We start from the raw sequence: 20,518 nt of genomic DNA, 5'->3' as shown, positions 1-20,518 counted from the left end.
GATCCGTGTCGCTTTACGCGCCGCCGCCCGGTTCCAGCGCCTCGCCGATCTCCAGCGGATGGGCCATGGTCTCGTGCAGCGCGTCGCGGTCGAGCTCGCCCTCGGAGATGCTGATGACGACGCAGGCGACGCCGTTGCCGATCAGATTGGTCAGCGCGCGGCACTCGCTCATGAACTTGTCGATGCCGACCAGGATCGCGATCGACTGGATCGGGATGTCAGGCACGATCGAGAGCGTCGCGGCGAGCGTGATGAAGCCGGCGCCGGTCACGCCCGAGGCGCCCTTCGAGGTGATCATGGCGATGCCGAGGATGCCGAGCTCCTGCCAGATCGTCAGATGCGTGTTGGTCGCCTGCGCCAGAAACAGCGTTGCCAGCGTCATGTAGATGTTGGTGCCGTCGAGGTTGAAGCTGTAGCCGGTCGGGATGACAAGGCCGACCACCGAGCGGGAGGCGCCGAGATGCTCCATCTTCTGGATCATCTGCGGCAGCACAGTCTCCGACGACGACGTGCCGAGCACGATCAACAGCTCGTCCTTGATGTAGGCGATGAAGCGCAGGATCGAGAAGCCGGCGAGCCGGGCGATTGCGCCCAGCACGATCAGCACGAACAGGATGCTGGTGAGGTAGAACGTGCCGATCAGCGCGGCGAGGTTGAGCAGCGAGCCGAGGCCGTAGGCGCCGACGGTGAACGCCATCGCGCCGAAGGCGCCAACGGGAGCGACGCGCACGATGATGCGGATGATGCCGAAGAACATCTTTGCGGCCTTGTCGATCGCATCCGCGATCGGCTCGCCGGCCTTGCCGAGGAAGGCGATGGCGAAGCCCGAGAGGATCGAGATCAGGAGCACTTGCAGGAGGTCGCCACGCGCAATTGCGCCCACATAGCTGTCGGGGATGATCGCCATCAGATGGGCGACGATGCCTTCCTCCTTGGCCTTGGTGACGTAGGTCGCGACCGATTTCGGGTCGATCGTGGCGGGATCGATGTTGAAGCCGTGTCCGGGCTGGAGCACCTCGCCGACCAAAAGGCCGACCGCGAGCGCGACGGTCGAGACCGATTCGAAATAGATCAGCGACTTCAGCCCGACCCGGCCGACACGCTTGAGATCGCCCATCGAGGAGATGCCGTGCACCACGGTGCAGAAGATCACCGGCGCGATCATCATTTTGATCAGCGCGATGAAGCCGTCGCCGAGCGGCTTCAGCTCCTTGCCGAAATCGGGATAGAAATAGCCGATGAGCACTCCGAGCACGATCGCGATCAGCACCTGGACGTAGAGGATCTTGTACCAGGGCTGATGCCGGCGACGGATGGCTGGCTGGATCGCGATCTGTGTCATATGATGAGCCCGGAACGCATTGATTTTGCAAGATTTGAATCTTGCATGACTCGCATCATGTGATGGCCGCCGCAGAAGCGACAATCACATTTTTGTCGGATCGCACGAAGATCAATCGCTGCACCGCAACGGGGGGAGCATGACAACCACGACAGGCTCGGACGAGCAGACGCAGGGCTATTTTCCGCGCTGGAAACTCAAGACCTCGGGCGTGATCATGCCGGAGGAGCGGCTGTCATGGGGCCAGACCATCGTCTCCGGTCTGCAGCATTGCGTGGCGATGTCGGGCTCGACGATCATCGCGCCGCTGCTGATGGGGTTCGATCCCAATGTTGCGGTCCTGTTCTCCGGCGTCGGCACGTTGATCTTCTTCGTCATCGTCGCCGGACGCGTGCCGAGCTATCTCGGATCGAGCTTCGCCTTCATCGCCGTTGTCCTCGCCGCCACGGGCTATGCCGGGCAGGGGCCGAACCCGAACATCTCCGTTGCGCTCGGCGGCATCGTCGGAGCCGGGGTGCTCTACGGCGCGATTGCGCTGATCGTGATGTGGTCGGGCGTCGGCTGGGTCGAGCGCCTGATGCCGCCGGCCGTCACCGGCGCCGTGGTCGCCGCAATCGGTCTCAACCTCGCGCCGGTCGCGGTCAAGGCGGTGAGCGCCAATGCGTTCGACACCTGGATCGGGCTTGCGACCGTTCTCATCATCGGCGTGGTCGCCGTTGCAGCTCCAGGCCTGTGGCGCCGCCTGCCGATCATCCTCGGGGCGATCGGCGGATATCTCTTGTATTTTCTGTTCGCGAACGGCCTCGGCTTCGGCAAGCCGATCGACTTCGCACTGCTCTCGGCCGCGTCGTGGCTCGGCCTGCCGAAATTCACCACTCCGACCTTCCAGGCCGATGCGATCTTCCTGATCGCGCCGGTTGCGGTCATCCTCGTCGCCGAGAACCTCGGGCACATCAAGGCCGTCGGTGCCATGACAGGCCGCAGCCTCGATGCCTATCTCGGCCGCGCCCTGTTCGCCGACAGCCTGGCCACGATCGTCGCAGCCTGCGGCGGAGGCACCGGCGTCACCACCTATGCCGAGAACATCGGCGTCATGGCGGCGACGAAGGTCTATTCGACGCTGCTGTTTGCCTTGGCGGCCACGGTGTCGATCCTGCTCGGCTTCTCGCCGAAATTCGGCGCGCTGATCCTGTCGATCCCGGGTCCCGTCATCGGCGGCCTCTCCATCGTGCTGTTCGGATTGATCGCGGCGATGGCCGGGCGGATCTGGGTCGAGAACAAGGTCGACTTCGCCAATCCCGCGAACCTGATTACCGTCGCCGTGGCGCTGACCGCGGGCGCGGGCGACCTCACGCTCAAATTCGGCGCGTTCACGATCGGCGGGATCGGAACCGCGACTTTCGGCGCCATCATCCTCTATCAGATCCTCACCTCTTCCCTCGCGCAACACGCGGAATGAATCCCAGGGCTGCGCTGGTGTGATGGAACAAAACGTCGTTTCCGTCGATGATGAGGCACTCCGGAGAAAGCTCATGCCACAGACCGACCGCTCGATCCCCTTTCCCACGCGCCTCGTTGGCCAATACGCGCTGGTGACCGGCGCCTCGCAAGGCATCGGCCGTGCCGTTGCCGTCCGGCTCGCCCAGGAAGGCGCGACCGTCGCCATCAACTATTTCGATCACCCTGGGAAGGCCGAAGAGACGCTCGCGCTCGCGCGGACGGCATCGGGCGACCGCGGCCACGGCAGGCTCGATCATGTCATCGTCCAGGCTGACATCGGCAGCGAGCAGGACATCGCCGCGATGTTCGAGACCATCCTGGCGCGCTGGAAGCGCCTCGACTGTCTCGTCAACAATGCCGGCTTCCAGCGGGAATCGCCGAGCGATGCGCTCGACGTCGAAACCTATCGCCGCATCATCGACGTCAATCTCAACGGTGCCGTGCTCTGCGCGCAGAAGGCGCTGGCGCATTTCGTCGCGCGCGGCGGAGGCGGCAGCATCATCAATTGCTCCAGCGTCCACCAGATCATTCCGAAGCCCGGCTATCTCGCTTATTCGATCAGCAAGGGCGGCCTGGCCAACCTCACGCGCACGCTGGCGCTCGAATTCGCGAGGCACGGCATCCGTGTCAATGCGGTAGGTCCGGGCGCGATCGACACGCCGATCAACGCGGCCTGGACGGGCGACCCGGAAAAGCGCGGCGTCGTCACCAGCCATATTCCGCTCGGCCGCGTCGGCACGCCGGAAGAGATCGCCGCCGTGTTCGCCTTCCTTGCTTCAGACGATGCGAGCTACATCACCGGGCAGACGATCTATGCCTGCGGGGGCCTGACCATGTTCCCCGAGTTTCGCGAGAACTGGGCAAGCTAGAAACGTGGGCTCACGGACGAAGCCACGAACTCTTCACCCTCGTGCCGATCGCTTCAGAAATCTCCTGCGAGCAGGTCGTAGGAGCCTCTGCTGCCGCGCACATACTTCCTGGCCGCGGTGGCACATATCAAGTCGCGATTGCAATCGAACGCGTTCAGGAGTCCCGATTCGGTCGCATGGACGCCCGGTTGAATCCGCATCAACGCGCCTTCATCGATGAAGAACGAGGCCTCGATGGCGCTGTCGTGTCCCCAGAACCGCACGGCACGCCGTGTCTGGTCATATGAGCGACTGTGATTTGGGAAATCAATCATGGTTCGGGCCGATCAGGTTGCAGGTGCCGTGCGCCTTCACGCCGTTTGAGCCGGGGGCACGCTGGGTGGCCGACGCTCGGCTTGCGTACGTCAGGTACACGGACGTTTCGTCGAGACCTGACAAGAGCGAACCGGTTGCGCCTCTTTCAAATGATGATCTGGCGACAGGGATACAACCCGGTTCGATGCTGCTCGCGACAAATAGTTCGTCGCAAGCCTCGCTATTCGGCGAAAGGTGACTATATCCCGTCGATCACCGCTCGCCCCTCGGCCGTTATCGGTGACTGAGAGCATTGCGCTCCCGCCGCGACCAAGAGGCGGTCAATATGTCGGTTTCCCCCGGATTCATCCTTCGCGAGTGGCTCGTACCTCCGGTCTTGCTGCCCATCTTCTTCGTGCTTGTGATCGCCGTTTCGATGTTGATTCAATGGTAGTCGGCTTCGGCGCGCCTTCGCCGTCGGATCAGGCAAGTACCTCATCGGATTCAATTCAGCCGTCGTTGGGTTGCGAGCTGAACGCGAGGGCGATCGACGCCCTCCGTCGAGCTCGCGAGATGCCGTCGGGAGACAAGCGCATGGCGGCAATGCGCAGGGCAGCAATTCTTGGAAATGCCGCTGAAATCCACGCCTATTTCTCGCCAGCGAAGGCGCCCAAGCAAGATCACGACGCCGCTGAAATCCCGCCTTCGTGACGGAACGTTCCACTGAAACCAGGTCCGGCAGCAACCCTCGTGACACAGTCGCCAATGCTCGAGATCGATCTCCGCACGGGCCAGCACCTCGGCGGCGGAGAATCGCATGAGGATGCTCTGGCGGCAGAGAATGTCAGCCTGCGGCTTCTCCTTGCCCAGGCCGAGATCAACACGAGGGGCCTGCTTGCCAGGGCGGGCATCGACGCCAGGGAGCGAGAGACGTCCGAGAAGCTGCAAAAGCTGATCCTTGAAGAGCTGCACCACCGCATCAAGAACACGCTCGCGACCGTCTCCGCCATTGTCTCCCAGAGCTTGCGCGGCGAGCAAGGCTTGGCGCACGCACAGCAGGCGATCGCGGGGCGGCTGCTCGCGCTTGGCCGGGCGCACGATCTCCTCGTGCGGGCGAGCTTGTCGAGCGCCGACCTCGGGGCGGTCGTCCGCAGCGCCGTCGAAGCTTTCGACGATCCTGCTGAATCGAAGTTCTCGATTTCGGGGCCCGATCTCCGGATCAATTCGGCTGCCGTGGTCGCGGTCGCGATGACGCTCAATGAGCTTTGCACGAACGCCACGAAGTATGGAGCCTTTTCCGCTCCAAAGGGGTGCGTCGATCTCCACTGGACGATCGATCCGCAGACGCAACGCTTGCGCCTGACCTGGATCGAGAAGAATGGTCCGGTGATCCAGTCACGCGCAAAGCGCAGCTTCGGAACGCGATTGATCGAGACGCTGGGTCGCGAACTCCAGGGCGACGTGCAATTGACCTACGCGGAGAGGGGCTTCGCGTACACGTTCGACGCTCCATTGGCTTCTCTGAGTGTCCCGATGCCGGCCTAGCCGGCAGGCTGAAATACGCCGAGACTTTCAACGAAAGGAGGCGGCATGTTCAAATTTCTACAGTATCGTGCAAGAGCGGCCGCGTACGGCGAACTGGCCAGGAGTTCGCCCGGCAAGGATGATACCCGCAAATTCGAGAAACTGCAGGACAGCCTTGCATCGCGCGCGGACAACGAGCAGGTCCTCGCGGACCAATACGTGGATGCAGTGAACGCCGGGGGGACGGAGCGACTGCGCGGCGCAGCCCTGGCGGCGGAGGAAGAGCGTGTCTTGCGGTGTCTCGGCGCGGCCGTCATCATGCAATGGAATTCCCTGCCGACGACGCTTCAGCGGGAGATCTTCGACACCGCCGGATCGGTCGGAACATTGTTGGACACGGCGGCGCTCCGTGGGCAGATAGCCCGGTTTCTTCACAAGCACAGGCATGACACCGATCCCAGCAAGATCTGACGGGTGATGTGTTCGGGGCAGAACAAACGGGTGCGCGAGCATTCGCCGCCGGCATTTCTCCGGCGCGGATCAAGCCGTCGCCGGCTTCGATCCGCCGGTCCGGGAGTGATCTGGCAAAATGTCGCGGCGCGGACTACATCTGCGCCATGTCAAATGCTCCGCTGGCAAACCAATCGCTCCAGGATTTCGTCGCCCGGCACCAACGTCTGTTCGTGCTGACCGGCGCCGGCTGCAGCACCAATTCGGGCATTCCCGATTATCGCGACAGCCATGGCAACTGGAAGCGGACCCAGCCGGTCAATTTCCAGGCCTTCATGTCGGAGGAGCACACGCGCCGGCGCTATTGGGCACGCAGCCTGATCGGCTGGCGGCGGTTCGGTCAGGCGAGGCCGAACGATGCGCACCATGCGCTGGCCCGGCTCGAGGCGAACGGGCGGTGCGGGATGCTGCTGACCCAGAATGTCGACCGGCTGCATCAATCCGCCGGCCACAGGCAGGTGATCGACCTGCATGGTCGGCTCGATCTGGTCCGCTGCATGGGCTGCGGGGCGAAGACGCCGCGGAGCGAATTCCAGGATACGCTTGGCCGCGCCAACGCAGAATGGCTCGCGCTCGATGCCTCGGATGCGCCTGATGGCGATGCCGATCTGGAGCACGCGGATTTTTCGTCGTTCAAGGTGCCCGCCTGCGAAGCCTGCGGCGGCATCCTCAAGCCCGACGTCGTGTTCTTCGGCGAGAACGTGCCGCGCGACGTCGTCGCCACCGCGCAGGACCATCTGTCGCAGGCTGACGCGATGCTGATCGTCGGCTCCTCGCTGATGGTCTATTCCGGTTTCCGCTTCGTGCAGGCTGCCGCGCAGCGGCAGATCCCGATCGCCGCGGTCAATCTCGGGCGCACCCGCGCCGACGATCTCCTGACGCTCAAGGTCGAGGAGCGCTGCGAAGCGGCGCTTGCATTCCTGCTCTGATCGCGTGCGGGGCGAACACGCCTTGCCTATTGCATGGGTGCCAAGCAGAATAGCCGGGCGCGGCGTTGCCGGCATGCCTGATGGCACGGAAATTGCTGCGTTTTTGTCCCCAGTCTTGACGATCAGCCGGAGAATTTGGAATGCTTGAGGGAGCCGAGGTGCGGCTTGCCGTCGATATCGGTGGCACGTTCACCGACATCGTTCTGGACATGGGCGAGGTGCGCAAGACGCGCAAGGTGCTGACGACGCCGCAGCGGCCCGAACAGGCGGTGCTGGACGGGATGCGTCTCATTCTCGCCGATGCGCGCGCCCATATCAGCGACATCGACGTCTTCATTCACGGCACCACGCTCGCGACCAACGCCATCATCGAGCGCCGCGGCGCCAAGACGGCGCTGATCGCGACCGACGGCTTTCGCGACGTGCTCGATATCGGCACCGAGAGCCGCTACGACCAATACGACCTCACCATCGACAAGCCGAGGCCGCTGGCGCCGCGCAGTCTGCGCTTCACCGTGCCCGAGCGCATCGACGCGCACGGCGCCATCCGCCTCCCGCTCGACGAGGCGTCGGTGCGCGCACTCGCGCCAAAATTGCGTGAATTGAAGGTCGAGAGCGTCGCAATCGCCTTCCTGCACTCCTACGCCAATCCCGAGCATGAGCGCCGCGCAGCCGCGATCCTCAGCGAGGAGATGCCCGGCGTTTCCGTGACGGTGTCATCGGCCGTGTGTCCGGAGATCCGCGAATATGAGCGCACGTCCACCGCGGTCGCGAACGCCTATGTGCAACCGCTGATCGACGGCTATCTCGCCCGCATGGCCGATGCCCTGCAGGTCGAGCAGTTCCGCGGCGCCATCTATCTCGTCACGTCCGGCGGCGGCGTCACCTCGATCGAGACGGCGCGGCGCTTTCCGGTGCGCCTCATCGAATCCGGTCCCGCCGGCGGCGCGATCTTCGCGGCGCAGATCGCGGCGCGTCTCGGCGAGAGCAAGGTGCTCTCCTTCGACATGGGCGGCACCACGGCCAAGATCTGCCTGATCGAGAAATACCAGCCCGAGACCTCGCGCGTGTTTGAGGTCGATCGCGCTGCGCGCTTCCTGAAAGGCTCCGGCCTGCCGGTGCGCATTCCCGTGATCGAGATGGTCGAGATCGGCGCCGGCGGCGGCTCGATCGCCCATGTCGACGCGATGAAGCGCGTCACCGTTGGCCCCGAGAGCGCGTCGTCGGAGCCGGGCCCCGCCTGCTACGGCCGCGGCGGCCAGCGCCCGGCCGTAACCGATGCGGACGTCGCTCTTGGCATGATCGATCCCGACGCCTTCGCGGGGGGCACGATCAAGCTCGACCCGGAGCTCTCGAAGCAAGCGCTGCTCCGCAGCGTCGGCGAGCCGCTGGGCCTGTCGGCGGAAACCGCGGCCTATGCCGTGCACGAGGTCGTCTGCGAGAACATGGCGAGTGCGGCACGCGTGCACGCGGTCGAGCGTGGCGCCGTGGTCGGCCAGCATACGCTGATCGCCTTCGGCGGTGCCGCACCGCTGCATGCGGCGCGTGTCGCCGAGAAGATTGGTGTCTCCCGGGTGATCGTGCCGTCGAATGCTGGCGTCGGCTCCGCGGTCGGGTTTTTGGCGGCGCCCATCGCTTACGAACTGGTGCGCAGCCGTCACGTCCGGCTCGACGATTTCGACACCAAAGCGGTCTCCGACCTCTTGCAGGAGATGGCGACCGAGGCGCGTGCGCTGGTCGAGCCTGGTGCTGCCGGTGCGCCGGTGCATGAACGCCGCGCGGCCTTCATGCGCTATGTCGGCCAGGGCCACGAGATCAGCGTCGAGCTGCCGAACCGGCCGCTGAATTCAGCCGATCTCGCCGGCCTGCGCCAGAAGTTCGAGGCGGATTATTCCTCCATGTTCGAGCGGTCGATTCCGGGCGCTGCGATCGAGGTCCTGAGCTGGTCGGTGCTCGCGACCACCGATGCGCGCAATCCGTCCGTCGTCGCTTCCGTCGCACGCATGCCTGCGGGCAAGGCGTCCGGCAGCCGGAAATTCTTCGACGGCCGGGCCGGAGAGGTGATCGAGATCCCGCTCTATCGCCGCGAGGACATGGCGCCGGGGGCGACGATTGCCGGCCCCGCGGTGATCGCGGAGGATGAGACCTCGACCTTCGTCTCCAACAGTTTTGACGCCCATATCGACGGTGCCGGCAGCATCGTCATGGAACGGAAGGCAGCTTGATCATGAGCAAGGCAAATGGCGCGAGCCTGATCGACCTTCAGATCATGTGGCACCGGCTGATCGCCGTGGTCGAGGAGCAGGCGCAGGTGCTGCTCCGCACCGCGTTCAGCCCGATCGTGCGCGAATGCGGCGATCTCTCCGCCGGCGTGTTCGACCTCAAGGGGCGGATGTTGGCGCAGGCGGTCACCGGCACGCCCGGTCACGTCAACTCGATGGCGGAATCGGTCAAGCACTTCATCGACCGCTTCCCGATCGAGACGATGAAGGAGGGGGACGCCTACATCACCAACGATCCCTGGATGGGCACCGGCCACCTCAACGACTTCGTCGTCACCACGCCCTGCTTCAAGGACGGCAAGCCGGTCGCGCTGTTCTCCTGCACCAGCCATCTCATGGACATCGGCGGCATCGGCTTCGGCCCTGACGCCACCGACGTGTTCATGGAGGGGCTCTACATCCCCATGCTGAAGCTGATCGACCAGGGCGTCGTCAACGAGACGCTGATGGCGATGATCCGCACCAACACGCGGCTGCCGATCGACACCGAGGGCGACACCTATTCGCTCGCGGGCTGCAACGACGTCGGCTGCGAGCGCCTGGTCGAGATGATGACCGAGTTCGGCATCGACACGCTGGACGAGCTCGGCGACTACATCTGCGACCGCTCGCGCGAGGCCGTGCTGGCCGAGATCGCCAAGCTGCCGAAGGGAAGCTGGCGCAACACCATGGTCGTTGACGGCTATGACGCGCCGGTGACGCTGGCCGCAACGCTGACGATCTCGGACGCGGGCATTCACGTCGATTTCGACGGCACCTCGGCCGCCTCGAAGTTCGGCATCAACGTGCCTCTGTCCTACACCACGGCCTACACCGTGTTCGGCCTCGGCTGCGTCGTCGCTTCGCAGATCCCGAACAATGCCGGCTCGCTCTCGCCGTTGACGGTGTCGGCTCCCCCTGGCGCGATCCTCAATGCGCCGAAGCCTGCGCCGGTCGCCTCGCGCCACATCATCGGCCAGATGCTGCCCGACGTGGTGTTCGGCTGCCTGCGCCAGATCATTCCCGAGCGCGTGCCGGCGGAAGGCACCTCGTGCCTGTGGAATCTCAATGTGCGCGGACAGACCCGTTCGGGCGTCGGCGGCAATTACGGGTTCTCGATGGCGGTCACCAGCAATGGCGGCACCGGTGCTCGCTTCGGCAAGGACGGCCTGTCGGCCACCGCCTATCCCAGCGGCGTGCGCGGCACGCCGGTCGAGATCGCGGAAACACAGACGCCGCTGATCTTCTGGCGCAAGGAGCTGCGCCCGGATTCCGGCGGGGCAGGGCGCACCCGCGGCGGCCTCGGCCAGATCATCGAGGTCGGCAGCGGCGTCGACGCGCCGTTCGACATTCTGGCAGCGTTCGATCGTATTGATCATCCGCCGCGTGGCCGCGACGGCGGCCGGAACGGCGAGGCCGGCTATGTCGGCCTGAAATCCGGCAAGAAGCTGCGTGGCAAGGGCTTTCAGCAGGTGCCGCCGGACGACCGGCTGGTGGTGCTGACGCCCGGCGGCGCCGGCATCGGCGATCCGGCCGAGCGGGCGCGCGCGGCCGTCAATGACGACATCGAAAGCGGCCTCGTGTCTGCGGACAACGCGGTTGCGGTTTATGGGTACACGCGGTGACGCGTCAGGCGTCGTGAACGGAGGGGCTCAATGATCACGCGACGGAACTTCACTGCGGGCGCAGCGACGCTGCTCGCCGCCGGCCACATCTCGACCCGCGCGCGGGCCGCGACGACAAGCTGGGACATGTCGACGGTCTGGCCCGACGGCAATTTCCACACCCAGAATGCGATGGCGTTCGCCGAGGAGGTGAAGAAGCAGACCGGCGGCTCGGTCGCGATTACCGTGAAGGCCGGCGGCCAGCTCGGCTTCAAGGGCCCCGAGCACTTGCGCGCCGTGCGCGATGGCCTCGTGCCGCTCGCCGACGTTCTCAACATCCAGCAGGTCGGCGATGAGCCCTTCATGGGCGTGGAGAGCATCCCCTTCCTGTGCAGCTCGATGGACGAGCTCAAGGTGCTGCACAAATATGTGCGGCCCGAATACGAGAAGGTCGCCGCGCGTAATAACCAGAAGATCCTCTACATCGTGCCGTGGCCGACGCAGTACCTGCATCTCAAGGTCAAGGTCGCCGACCTCGAGGGCCTGAAGAACATCAAGATCCGCGTGCCCGACAAGAACGCCGTCGACATGCTGGCGGTGGTCGGCATGGCGCCGGTGATGATCCCCTGGGGCGAGACGATCCCCGCGCTGGCGTCCGGGGCTGTCTCGGGCGTCTCCACCTCGGCGGTGTCGGGCGTCGACGGCAAGTTCTGGGAATTTCTGAAGTACATCTATCCGACCAACCACGTCTGGTCGTCGCAGATGCTGACGGTCAATCTCGACTCGTGGAAGGCGCTCAGCGCGGATCAGCAGAAGCTCGTCGCGGATACCGCCGCGAAGATGGAGCCGGGTTTCTGGGCGAACTCGCTCAAGGCCGACGTCGACAGTCTCAACCGCCTCAAGGAAGGCGGCATGGAGGTGATCCCGGTCTCGGATGCGATGATGACGGACATCCGGGCCAAGACCGCGCCGCAGCTCGACGCCTTCCTCAAGCGCGTGCCGGCGGCCGACAAGCCGGTGCGGGCCTATCTCGCTGAAATGAAGCGCTGAGCCAAGCCATGGTCAGCGTTTCGCCCGCAGCACCGCAAAGCCTCAATGCAGCGGCGCCCGCGCCGCTGCGCATCCTGCTCGACGGCATCGACCGTCTCGGCCGGCTCGACGGCTGGATCGGCGGCGGTTGTCTGCTGACGCTGACGCTGTTGATGCTGTGCGAGGTCGCAACCCGCTTCCTCTCGAACTTCCTGCCGTTCTTCCCGCCGACCATCTCGATCGCGTGGGAATATTCCTCCTACCTGATGGCGGCGTCCTTCACCTTCGGCGCCGCCATGACCCTGCGCGTCGGCGGCCACATCCGCGTGGTGCTGCTGCTGAAGAACGTCCCCGCACCGTTCCAACGTGCGATCGAAATCCTCTCGGCCGCCGCCGGCTTCGCCTTCATGGCGTTCCTGACCTCGGCGATGGCGAAGTTCGCCTACGGCGCCTATGTGCGCGGCCAGGTCTCGACCTCGAGCGACACGCCGCTGTGGTTTCCGGAAGCCGTCGTCACCTTCGGCATGCTGCTGCTTACGCTCCAGTTCCTGGCGCGCGCGATCCAGGCCACCCTCGGCCTGCCGCTCGAGGATCACCGCATGAAGGCCTCGCCCGTCGAATGATCGTTTTGCCCGCACCCGGATTCAAGATCGCATGACCATCGAAGTCGTCGCCCTGTTTGGGATCCTGTTCGCGCTGCTGGCAGGCGGTGTCTGGATCGGTCTCACGCTCGCGCTCACCGCCACGCTGCTGCTGGCGATGTTCCGCTCGATTCCGCTCGACAAGCTGCTGCCGCAATACGCCTGGAACATTCTGACCACGCAGGAGCTGCTGGCGCTGCCGCTGTTCATCCTGATGGGCGAATTGTTGTTCCGCACCCGCCTGTCGCGCTCGCTGTTCCAGGGACTTGCGCCCTGGGCCGGTCTGCTGCCGGGCCGGCTGCTGCATGTGAACGTGATCGGCTGCACCATCTTCGCGGCGATCTCCGGCTCGTCCGCGGCGACCACGCAGGTGATCGGCCGCATGTCGCTCAACGAGCTCTTGCGCCGCGGCTATTCGCGCGACATCGCGATCGGCTCGCTCGCAGGCGCCGGCACGCTCGGCTTCCTGATCCCGCCGTCCAACATCATGATCATCTACGGCGTGCTCGGCGACGTCTCCATTCTCAAGCTCTTTACGGCCGGCGTGCTGCCCGGCCTGCTGCTGGCGGCGACCTTCATGGGCTGGGTGATGCTGCACACGACCCTCAAGCCCTCGATGGTGCCGGAGACGGAAGCAAAACTCTCGCAGGTGCCGTGGGGCGAGCGTTTTGCGGCGCTCAAGGATCTCGCGCCGGCGCTGTTCCTGATCGCCTGCGTGCTCGGCTCGATGTATGGCGGGCTCGCCACGCCCTCGGAGGCCGCCGCCGTCGGGGTGCTCGGGGCGGGGCTGGTGGCCTGGGCGCAAGGCTCGATGTCGCAGCAGGTGATGCGCGACGTGCTGATCGGCTCGGTCGTGACCTGCTCGATGATCGCGCTGATCGTGCTCGGCGCCTCGATCCTCGGCAATGCCGCGGCCTTCCTCGGCATTCCTCAGGCGGTGGCCGCCTTCGTCAAGGGCCTCGGCCTGTCGCCCTTCATGCTGATCGTGGTGCTGATCATCTTCTACCTGATCCTCGGCTGCTTTCTCGATGGCTTCTCGATGATCGTGATGACGCTGCCGATCGTGCTGCCGATCGTGAAGGGCGCAGGTTTCGACGAGATCTGGTTCGGCATCTTCCTGGTGCTCGCCGTTGAGATGGCGCAGATCACCCCGCCGGTCGGCTTCAACCTGTTCGTGATCCAGGGCCTGACCGAAGACGGCCTCGGCTACATCGCGCGCGTCACGATGCCGTATCTCATGATCATGGTCGGCTTCGTGCTGCTGCTGACGCTGTGGCCCGGGATCGTCACGATCCTGCCGCGGGTGCTGTACGGATAGATTTGCGCCGCCCCGGCGACATAGCCGGGACGGCGTCTTGATTCACGAAGCTTACGCCGCCGCCTTCTTCCGCGCCTGTTCGGCCTTGTACAACTCGAACTCCTCCGCGATCGCCTTCGCCACCGACGGCCGCTGGCGCAGGCGTTCGTAATAGGCCTTCACGTTCGGCCATTTGGCGAGCTCGATCGGCGGCGTCGCCATAGTCCAGTTGATGACCGTGACGAGATAGGCGTCGGCCACGCTGAAATGGTCGAGCAGGAAGTCGCGTCCCTCAAGGTAGTTGTCGAGATAATCGAGCCGCGACAGGTTCTTCTCCAGCGCGTAGGCCTTCGTCTCCTGCGGCGCCTTGCGGTCGAGCACGGGAATGAACAGCCCCTTGTGCAGTTCGGTGCCGATGAAGCAGAGCCACTGGTGCAGTCGGGTGCGCTCGATGCCCGCGCTCGCGCCGAGGCCGGATTGCGGGAAGCGGTCCGCGACATATTGCAGGATCGCCGCGTTCTCGGTCAGCACCACGCCCTCGTCGGTGCGCAGCGTCGGCACGAGGCCGATCGGGTTGACGGTGCGGAAATCGGTGCCGTCCTTCAGCACCCTCTTGGTCGGCGGATCGACTTCGAGGTAATTCGCCTCGGCGCCGGCTTCGTACAGCGCGACGCGGGTCGCCATCGAGCAGGCGAGCGGCGAGAAATAGAGATCCATCTGTAGCCTCCTTGGGCAGTTCCTCTTTCGGGTATCGCTCAACCTGGCCAGATTGATTTTTGTACTGTGTTGCATAATATATCGGCGGTCAAGGATTAATTTGCGAAATGGTACAAAAATCGAAGCCGCCAACTGCTGCCAATGAGCCCGAGCGCCGCGGCGAACCTAAGCGCCGCGGCCGTCCGCGGGCCTATGAGCCCGATGTCGCGCTCGGCAAGGCGCTCGACCTATTCCGCAGGCAGGGCTTTGCCGCGACTTCGCTCGACGATCTCAGCGAGGCCACAGGCATGAACCGGCCGAGTCTCTACGGGGCCTTCGGCGACAAGCGCGAGCTCTATATCAAGAGCTACCAGCGCTACCGCGAGGACGCGCGGGCATCCATGGCCGCGATCTTTCGCGAGGAGATGCCGCTGCGCCAGCGGCTGGAGCGCATCTTCGCCTCCGCGCTGAACATCTATCTGTCCGGCGAAACGGGCCCGCGCGGCTGCTTCACGGTGGTGACGGCGGCGTCCGAAGCGGTCGGTGATCCCGACATCCGCGCCATGGTGCTCGACGGTCTCGCCGAGCTCGACAAGGCGTTTGCGAATTGCTTCCGCCGCGCCAAGGAGAAGGGCGAACTGCCGGAGAGCGCCGACCCGGCCGTTCTGGCCCAGCTTGCATCAGCGACGGTACACTCGATCGCCATCCGCTCGCGCGCGCGTGTCTCGCGGAAAGATCTGGAAGCAATCGTGAAGGGCGCGATCGACGTGATGGCGGGAGCTGGCGCGAAGAGCTAGGCCGGGACGACAGTGAGTATGTGGCGCGAGCTATCTCCCCGGTGTCGTCCTGGCGAAAGCCAGGACCCATAGCCACCGAATGTCGTTTGGCGAAGATTCGGGGTTAGAACTTCGCGCGGCAACTCGCCCCTGCGGTAATGGGTCCTGGCTTTCGCCAGGACGACCACCTGATCTGTAGTGTGAGCTACGCCGCCCGGATATGCGCCAGGAAACGATCGACCTCGTCGCGCAGCCGTTGCGACTGCTTCGACAGCTCGATCGCGGAGCCCAGCACTTCCTCGGCCGCGTTCCGGTCGCTGCGATGCCGGCGGTGACGCCGGAGATGTTCTGCGAGACTTCGCCGGTGCGGGCGGCGGCCTGCTGGACGTTCTGTGCGATCTCCTGCGTCGCGGTGCCCTGTTGCCCGACGGCGGCGGCAATCGCGGCCGAGATTTCGTCGACCTGCTGGATCGTCGCACAGATCGACTGGATGCCGTCGACCGCGCCGGTGGTCTCTCCTTGTACCGCGGTGACCTGCGCGCCGATCTCCTCGGTTGCTTTCGCGGTCTGGGTCGCCAGCGCCTTCACTTCGGAGGCGACGACGGCAAAGCCGCGACCGGCTTCGCCCGCGCGCGCCGCTTCGATCGTCGCGTTGAGCGCCAGCAGATTGGTCTGGCCCGCAATGCCATTGATGAAGGAGACCACGTCGCCGATTTTCTGCGCGGCATCCGCCAGGCTCTGCACGCGCGCATTCGATTGCCGTCCGTCGCTCGCGGCCTTGCCGACCACCTCGGTCGCGTGGGCGAGCCGCCGGCTGATCTCGGTCATCGACGAGGACAATTCTTCCGCGGCAGCCGCGACCGTCTGCACGTTCTCGGAGGCCAGCGCCGAGGCCGACGACACCGTGCGGGTCTGCTCGCGCGACTGTTCGACGATGGCGGACATCGAGCGCGCGGTGTGCTCCATCTCGACCGCGGCCGCGGACACCGTGGTGACGACCTCGCGGATGCTGGCCTCGAAATTGTCGGCGAGCGCGGCGAAGGCGCGCCGCTTCTCCGCCTCGGACTGCGCCTTGGCCTCGAGCTGCTCGGCCTGGAGCTTGTCAAAATTCACCGCATTGTCGCGGAACACCGCGACCGCCTTCACCATCGCGCCCACCTCGTCATTCGCCTTGCTGGTGGGCACGGCGACATCGAGACGTCCGTCCGCGAGCTCGCGCATCACGTTCGTGATCGACAGGATCGGGCGCGAGATGCTGCGGGCGATGAGATAGCCGACGATCGCCGCGAGCACGAGCCCGAGCGCGGCGATCCCGATCGCCAGCAGCCAGGCGCGATCGGCGGAAGCCTCGTAATCGGCATTGTCCATCACAAGCTCGACCGCGCCGAGCGGCTTGCCGGAAAAGTCCCTGATCGGTCCGAGCAGCGCGGCGACCGGCGTGGTGTCGAGCCTGGCTTGTCGCACCGTGAAGCCGCCCTCGGCGGCGCGGCCGTAATCGGCCGTATCGAAGAAGCTCTTGCCCTTCAGCGTGCCCCCGAACAGCTTGAAGCCCGAGCCGTCGGCGAGATGGAAGGCGACGTCGACATGGCGGTTGGTCTTGAAATCGTCGAGGAAAGGCTGGCCGAAGGTCAGGCCGAATTCGACCGTGCCGAGATGCTTAGCCCCTTGCGCGATTGGCACCACGCCGCGGATGCCGAGCCCGGCCACGCCGCCTTCGAGCCCGACCACGACCTTGCGGTCCTGGTTGGCGACGACGACGGTCTTGCGGAAGCCGGAGAGGTCGTCGCCGAACTTGGCCGGCTGGTGCACGCGTAGGTAAGACGTCGCCGGCGGCACGTGGAACTGGAACTGGTCGACGCCGTAGTCGGATTTGATCGCAGTGAACACCGGTCCGAACAGGCGCACCAGCGCCTCGCGGTCCTGCTTCGCCATCGCCTCCTGCGTCGCCGGCATCGCGGCCACCACGGCGCTCATCGCGGCGGCGCGGTGCGATTCCTCGGCGATGCGCGATTGCAGGGCGTCGTAATGGCTGCGCAGTTCGCGCTGGTCGGCTCGGTCGATGATGCCGGCGATGATCCACATCGCGCCCAGCACGGCAAACAGCGCGGTCGCCGCCGCCGTCACCGCCAGCGCAACCGTGATCCGCATCCTGAGGCCGAGGCTCGTCCGCATGTCCGACTCGTTCTTTGAGCGTTGGTTAACAACGCTTATCAACTTCTCGCTAAGAGAGGGTGAACGGAATACCGGCTGAGCGGGGTGGTTGTGGGGGGCGAGTGAAACGGTGGGCGCGTGCCAAAAACTCCGATGTCGTCCTGGCGAAAGCCAGGACCATAACCACCGGACGTAGTTTGACGAAGATTCGTGGTTGCCACTTCGCGCCACGACTGCTCCCTGGGGTATTGGGTTCCTGGCTTTCGCCAGGACGACGCCGAGGGTGGGGCGGCCGCGTGCGGCCCTAATACCCCCGCGTCCGGTCCACCACGTTCTCCAGCGCGCCGCCCGCCTCGAACCGTGCGATCTGCTCGGCGACATAGGCCGAGATCGCTTCTGCGTCGGTGTCCGCGGCGTTGTGCGGGGTCAGCAGCACCTTGGGATGGGTCCAGAAGCGGCTGTCTTTCGGCTGCGGCTCCTGCACGAAGACGTCGAGCGAGGCGGCGCCCAGCGTGCCGTCGTCGAGACAGGCCAGGATGTCGGCTTCGTTCTGCAAGCCGCCGCGGCCGGCATTGATCAGCACGGGGGCGCCGAGCGGGCTCTTGCGGTTGAGCTTTGTGAAGACGTCGCGGTTGAGGATGCCGTGCGTGTCCGGTGTCAGCGGCAACAGCGAGACCAGGATGTCGGTCGCGCGCAGGAACGCATCGATTCCGGCGGTGCCATGGAAGCACTCGACGCCCTCGATGGTGCGCGGGCTGCGGCTCCAGCCGGCGACGCGGAAGCCGAGCCGCCGCAGCACGTCGGCCGCGTCCGCACCCAGCGTGCCCAGTCCCATGACGCCGACCGTGACTGCGCTTGCCGGCCACTGATATTTCGGCTCCCAGCGCTTCTCGCGCTGCGACTGCCGCAAGTACAGCTCCTGGCGGTGGTGCATCAGCACGTGAAGCACGACGTATTCGGTCATGCGATTGGTCAGGTCGGGCACGGCGACGCGAACCAGCGGCACGTCGGGCAGGCTCTTGTCCGCCATCAGGGCATCGACGCCGGCGCCGAGATTGAAGATCGCGCGCAGATTGGGGAACGAGCCGAGATCGCCGGGCACCGGCTTCCACACCGCGGCATAATGCACCTCGGCCGGATCGAGCGCCGTATCCGGCAGCAGCACCACGCGGCGGCCGCCGCAGACCGAATCGAACCGGGCCTTCCAGCGCTCCGGCAGCCAGTTCTGCTGCGTGCTGTTGATCAGGACGGCCAGTGTGCCTTTGGTCATTCGAAGTGCCTCGTCGTGTTCCGATTTTGAGGGCTCTCCTTGGCACGATCTGCCGGATTTTTCTTGCAAATTTTTTCCGCAGCCCTGTCGGGGCGGGGCATAGTGGATCGTCTTTACAACAAGAGGTCAGGGAAGGTGCTGCCCATGCTTTATGCGATCCTTTGCTATCATGACGAGGACTTCGTCGGCTCCTGGAGCAAGGACCAGGACGAGGCGGTGATGAAGAAGCTCGCCGTGGTGCAGGAGAAGCTCACGAGCCAAGGCCGGCTCGGTCCGGTGGCGCGGCTGTTGCCGACCACCGCGGCGGCGACGCTGCGTAAAGAGGACCCGCCGCTGGTGCTCGACGGCCCCTATGCCGAGACCAAGGAGCAGTTGCTCGGCTTCTACATCGTCGACTGCAAGAACCTCGACGATGCGCTCGACGTCGCGCGGGACCTCGGCGCCGCCAACCCCGGCGGCGCCTATGAGGTGCGTCCCGTCGGCGTGTTCAGGCCCGGAGGAAATTTGACGTGAGCGAGACTGATACCGCCTGGATCGAGACCGCGCTGACTTCGGCGCGACCCCAGGCGGTCGGCGCGCTGCTGCGCTATTTCCGCGATCTCGACACCGCCGAGGAGGCTTTCCAGAACGCCTGCCTGCGCGCGCTCAAGACCTGGCCGCAGAACGGCCCGCCGCGCGATCCCGCGGCCTGGCTGATCATGGTCGGCCGCAATGTCGCGATCGACGAGGTGCGGCGCGCCCGCAAGCAGCAGCCGCTGCCCGAGGACGATCAGGCGATCTCCGATCTCGACGATGCCGAGGGCGCGCTCGCCGAGCGGCTCGACGGCTCGCATTATCGCGACGACATTTTGCGGCTGATGTTCATCTGCTGCCACCCGCAATTGCCGGCGACGCAGCAGATCGCGCTCGCCTTGCGCATCGTCTCCGGTCTCACGGTGAAGCAGATCGCGCGCGCTTTCCTGGTCTCGGAGGCGGCGATGGAGCAGCGCATCACGCGCGCCAAGGCGAAGGTCGCGGAGGCCGGGACGCCTTTCGAAACGCCCGGCCCGATCGAACGCTCCGAGCGGCTCGCGGGCGTCGCGGCGATGATCTACCTGATCTTCAACGAGGGTTATTCGGCGAGCGGCGACACCGCCGAGATCAGAAAGCCGCTCTGCGAGGAGGCGATCCGGCTGGCGCGGCTGCTCCTGCGGCTGTTCCAGAGCGAGCCGGAGATCATGGGGCTGGCGGCATTGCTGCTGTTGCAACATGCGCGCAGCGCCGCGCGGTTTGCGGACGACGGTTCGCTGATCTTGCTGGAGGACCAGGATCGCTCCCTGTGGAACGGCTCCATGATCGCGGAAGGGCTGGCGCTGATCGACAAGGCGATGCGCCATCGCCGCAGCGGGCCCTACCAGATTCAGGCCGCAATCGCCGCGTTGCATGCCCGTGCGGCGACGCCGGAGGAGACCGACTGGGCCCAGATCGACCTGCTCTATGGCGCGCTGGAACTGGCGCAGCCGTCGCCGGTGGTGACGCTCAATCGCGCGGTCGCGGTGTCCAAGGTGCGCGGGCCGCAAGCCGCGCTCGACCTGATCGAGCCGCTGGCACCAAAGCTTGGCAACTACTTCCATTTCCACGGCGTGCGCGGCGCCTTCCTGATGCAGCTCGGCCGCAATGACGAAGCCCGCATCGCCTTCGACCGCGCCATCGCGCTCGCCAACACTTCGGCGGAAGCCGCCCATATCCGCATGCACATCGATCGCCTGATCCGGGACAGCCAGCCGAAGAGCAGCAACGGGAGCGCCAGGCAGGGTGCGAAGGCGAAATGACGGCTTGCCGTCAT

General features: G+C 65.4%; 17 protein-coding genes and 1 pseudogene. 13 read left to right on the top strand and 5 right to left on the bottom strand.

The annotated features are described in order from the left end of the window. Nucleotides 1-13: 13 nt before the first annotated feature. Nucleotides 14-1,342, bottom strand: coding sequence for a dicarboxylate/amino acid:cation symporter (locus tag BJA_RS36440; RefSeq protein WP_011089922.1), 1,329 nt, complete (start codon nucleotides 1,340-1,342; stop codon nucleotides 14-16). A 139-nt stretch (nucleotides 1,343-1,481) separates the two neighbouring features. Between BJA_RS36440 and BJA_RS36435 the strand changes: the two genes are divergently transcribed. Together BJA_RS36435 and BJA_RS36430 are read left to right on the top strand one after the other, a co-directional pair. Continuing rightward, on the top strand, nucleotides 1,482-2,801 hold the full coding sequence (locus tag BJA_RS36435) for a solute carrier family 23 protein (protein WP_011089921.1): 1,320 nt from the start codon (nucleotides 1,482-1,484) through the stop codon (nucleotides 2,799-2,801). A gap of 73 nt (nucleotides 2,802-2,874) precedes the next feature. Continuing rightward, nucleotides 2,875-3,711 (top strand): SDR family oxidoreductase, encoded by an 837-nt coding sequence (locus BJA_RS36430; protein WP_011089920.1) that lies wholly within the window; start codon nucleotides 2,875-2,877, stop codon nucleotides 3,709-3,711. Between the two features lie 53 nt (nucleotides 3,712-3,764). Here the strand turns inward: BJA_RS36430 and BJA_RS36425 are convergent, their stop codons facing one another. After that, entirely contained in the window at nucleotides 3,765-4,025 is a 261-nt protein-coding gene (locus BJA_RS36425) for a DUF1488 domain-containing protein (RefSeq protein ID WP_011089919.1), read from the bottom strand. Between the two features lie 745 nt (nucleotides 4,026-4,770). Between BJA_RS36425 and BJA_RS36415 the strand changes: the two genes are divergently transcribed. From BJA_RS36415 to BJA_RS36380, 8 genes are all read left to right on the top strand, one after another. Then, nucleotides 4,771-5,550, top strand: a complete 780-nt coding sequence (locus BJA_RS36415) for a sensor histidine kinase (protein ID WP_063921542.1) — start codon at nucleotides 4,771-4,773, stop codon at nucleotides 5,548-5,550. A gap of 45 nt (nucleotides 5,551-5,595) precedes the next feature. Further along, nucleotides 5,596-6,000 (top strand): hypothetical protein, encoded by a 405-nt coding sequence (locus tag BJA_RS36410; RefSeq protein WP_011089917.1) that lies wholly within the window; start codon nucleotides 5,596-5,598, stop codon nucleotides 5,998-6,000. Between the two features lie 146 nt (nucleotides 6,001-6,146). After that, a complete protein-coding gene (locus BJA_RS36405; protein WP_011089916.1) occupies nucleotides 6,147-6,968 on the top strand; it encodes an NAD-dependent protein deacetylase in 822 nt (273 codons plus the stop codon). 140 nt (nucleotides 6,969-7,108) lie between these two features. After that, the gene (locus BJA_RS36400; protein WP_011089915.1) at nucleotides 7,109-9,193 is read left to right on the top strand and encodes a hydantoinase/oxoprolinase family protein; all 2,085 of its coding nucleotides are present in this window, start codon (nucleotides 7,109-7,111) and stop codon (nucleotides 9,191-9,193) included. Nucleotides 9,194-9,195: 2 nt separating this feature from the next. Continuing rightward, nucleotides 9,196-10,854 (top strand): hydantoinase B/oxoprolinase family protein, encoded by a 1,659-nt coding sequence (locus tag BJA_RS36395; protein ID WP_011089914.1) that lies wholly within the window; start codon nucleotides 9,196-9,198, stop codon nucleotides 10,852-10,854. A 30-nt stretch (nucleotides 10,855-10,884) separates the two neighbouring features. Continuing rightward, on the top strand, nucleotides 10,885-11,883 hold the full coding sequence (locus BJA_RS36390) for a TRAP transporter substrate-binding protein (RefSeq protein ID WP_011089913.1): 999 nt from the start codon (nucleotides 10,885-10,887) through the stop codon (nucleotides 11,881-11,883). Between the two features lie 8 nt (nucleotides 11,884-11,891). Next, nucleotides 11,892-12,485: a TRAP transporter small permease subunit gene (locus BJA_RS36385; RefSeq protein ID WP_011089912.1), complete on the top strand. Its 594-nt coding sequence runs from the start codon at nucleotides 11,892-11,894 to the stop codon at nucleotides 12,483-12,485. 31 nt (nucleotides 12,486-12,516) lie between these two features. After that, nucleotides 12,517-13,821, top strand: a complete 1,305-nt coding sequence (locus tag BJA_RS36380; RefSeq protein ID WP_011089911.1) for a TRAP transporter large permease — start codon at nucleotides 12,517-12,519, stop codon at nucleotides 13,819-13,821. A 51-nt stretch (nucleotides 13,822-13,872) separates the two neighbouring features. On the opposite strand, the gene BJA_RS36375 is transcribed toward BJA_RS36380, so the two are convergent. After that, a complete protein-coding gene (locus tag BJA_RS36375) occupies nucleotides 13,873-14,517 on the bottom strand; it encodes a glutathione binding-like protein (protein WP_011089910.1) in 645 nt (214 codons plus the stop codon). Nucleotides 14,518-14,624: 107 nt separating this feature from the next. On the opposite strand from BJA_RS36375, the gene BJA_RS36370 reads away from it, so the two are divergent. Beyond that, nucleotides 14,625-15,293 carry a TetR/AcrR family transcriptional regulator gene (locus tag BJA_RS36370; protein ID WP_011089909.1) on the top strand — a complete coding sequence of 223 codons (669 nt, stop codon included), beginning with the start codon at nucleotides 14,625-14,627 and terminating at the stop codon, nucleotides 15,291-15,293. Nucleotides 15,294-15,477: 184 nt separating this feature from the next. Here the strand turns inward: BJA_RS36370 and BJA_RS36365 are convergent. Together BJA_RS36365 and BJA_RS36360 are read right to left on the bottom strand one after the other, a co-directional pair. After that, a pseudogene (locus BJA_RS36365) lies at nucleotides 15,478-17,444 on the bottom strand (cache domain-containing protein). A gap of 283 nt (nucleotides 17,445-17,727) precedes the next feature. Then, nucleotides 17,728-18,693: a 2-hydroxyacid dehydrogenase gene (locus BJA_RS36360; protein WP_011089907.1), complete on the bottom strand. Its 966-nt coding sequence runs from the start codon at nucleotides 18,691-18,693 to the stop codon at nucleotides 17,728-17,730. Nucleotides 18,694-18,837: 144 nt separating this feature from the next. Here BJA_RS36360 and BJA_RS36355 point away from each other — a divergent pair, with 144 nt between their 5' ends. Together BJA_RS36355 and BJA_RS36350 are read left to right on the top strand one after the other, a co-directional pair. Then, complete coding sequence (locus BJA_RS36355; protein WP_011089906.1) at nucleotides 18,838-19,206, top strand: YciI family protein; 369 nt, start codon at nucleotides 18,838-18,840, stop codon at nucleotides 19,204-19,206. Then, nucleotides 19,203-20,504, top strand: a complete 1,302-nt coding sequence (locus BJA_RS36350) for an RNA polymerase sigma factor (protein WP_011089905.1) — start codon at nucleotides 19,203-19,205, stop codon at nucleotides 20,502-20,504. The genes BJA_RS36355 and BJA_RS36350 overlap by 4 nt, the downstream gene beginning before the upstream one ends. Nucleotides 20,505-20,518: the final 14 nt, after the last annotated feature.

The sequence above is a fragment of the Bradyrhizobium diazoefficiens USDA 110 genome, from assembly GCF_000011365.1.
In the GTDB taxonomy this organism is placed as follows: Bacteria; Pseudomonadota; Alphaproteobacteria; order Rhizobiales; family Xanthobacteraceae; genus Bradyrhizobium; species Bradyrhizobium diazoefficiens.
This window is presented reverse-complemented; position numbering and strand designations above follow the sequence as displayed.

Coding starts and splice junctions, on each gene's coding strand:
- BJA_RS36400 (WP_011089915.1), top strand. CDS start 7,109: ATGCTTGAGGGAGCCGAGGTGCGGCTTGCCGTCGATATCGGTGGCACG.
- BJA_RS36370 (WP_011089909.1), top strand. CDS start 14,625: ATGGTACAAAAATCGAAGCCGCCAACTGCTGCCAATGAGCCCGAGCGC.
- BJA_RS36425 (WP_011089919.1), bottom strand. CDS start 4,025: ATGATTGATTTCCCAAATCACAGTCGCTCATATGACCAGACACGGCGT.
- BJA_RS36390 (WP_011089913.1), top strand. CDS start 10,885: ATGATCACGCGACGGAACTTCACTGCGGGCGCAGCGACGCTGCTCGCC.
- BJA_RS36405 (WP_011089916.1), top strand. CDS start 6,147: ATGTCAAATGCTCCGCTGGCAAACCAATCGCTCCAGGATTTCGTCGCC.
- BJA_RS36430 (WP_011089920.1), top strand. CDS start 2,875: ATGCCACAGACCGACCGCTCGATCCCCTTTCCCACGCGCCTCGTTGGC.
- BJA_RS36375 (WP_011089910.1), bottom strand. CDS start 14,517: ATGGATCTCTATTTCTCGCCGCTCGCCTGCTCGATGGCGACCCGCGTC.
- BJA_RS36395 (WP_011089914.1), top strand. CDS start 9,196: ATGAGCAAGGCAAATGGCGCGAGCCTGATCGACCTTCAGATCATGTGG.
- BJA_RS36410 (WP_011089917.1), top strand. CDS start 5,596: ATGTTCAAATTTCTACAGTATCGTGCAAGAGCGGCCGCGTACGGCGAA.
- BJA_RS36380 (WP_011089911.1), top strand. CDS start 12,517: ATGACCATCGAAGTCGTCGCCCTGTTTGGGATCCTGTTCGCGCTGCTG.
- BJA_RS36440 (WP_011089922.1), bottom strand. CDS start 1,342: ATGACACAGATCGCGATCCAGCCAGCCATCCGTCGCCGGCATCAGCCC.
- BJA_RS36435 (WP_011089921.1), top strand. CDS start 1,482: ATGACAACCACGACAGGCTCGGACGAGCAGACGCAGGGCTATTTTCCG.
- BJA_RS36360 (WP_011089907.1), bottom strand. CDS start 18,693: ATGACCAAAGGCACACTGGCCGTCCTGATCAACAGCACGCAGCAGAAC.
- BJA_RS36415 (WP_063921542.1), top strand. CDS start 4,771: ATGCTCGAGATCGATCTCCGCACGGGCCAGCACCTCGGCGGCGGAGAA.
- BJA_RS36385 (WP_011089912.1), top strand. CDS start 11,892: ATGGTCAGCGTTTCGCCCGCAGCACCGCAAAGCCTCAATGCAGCGGCG.
- BJA_RS36355 (WP_011089906.1), top strand. CDS start 18,838: ATGCTTTATGCGATCCTTTGCTATCATGACGAGGACTTCGTCGGCTCC.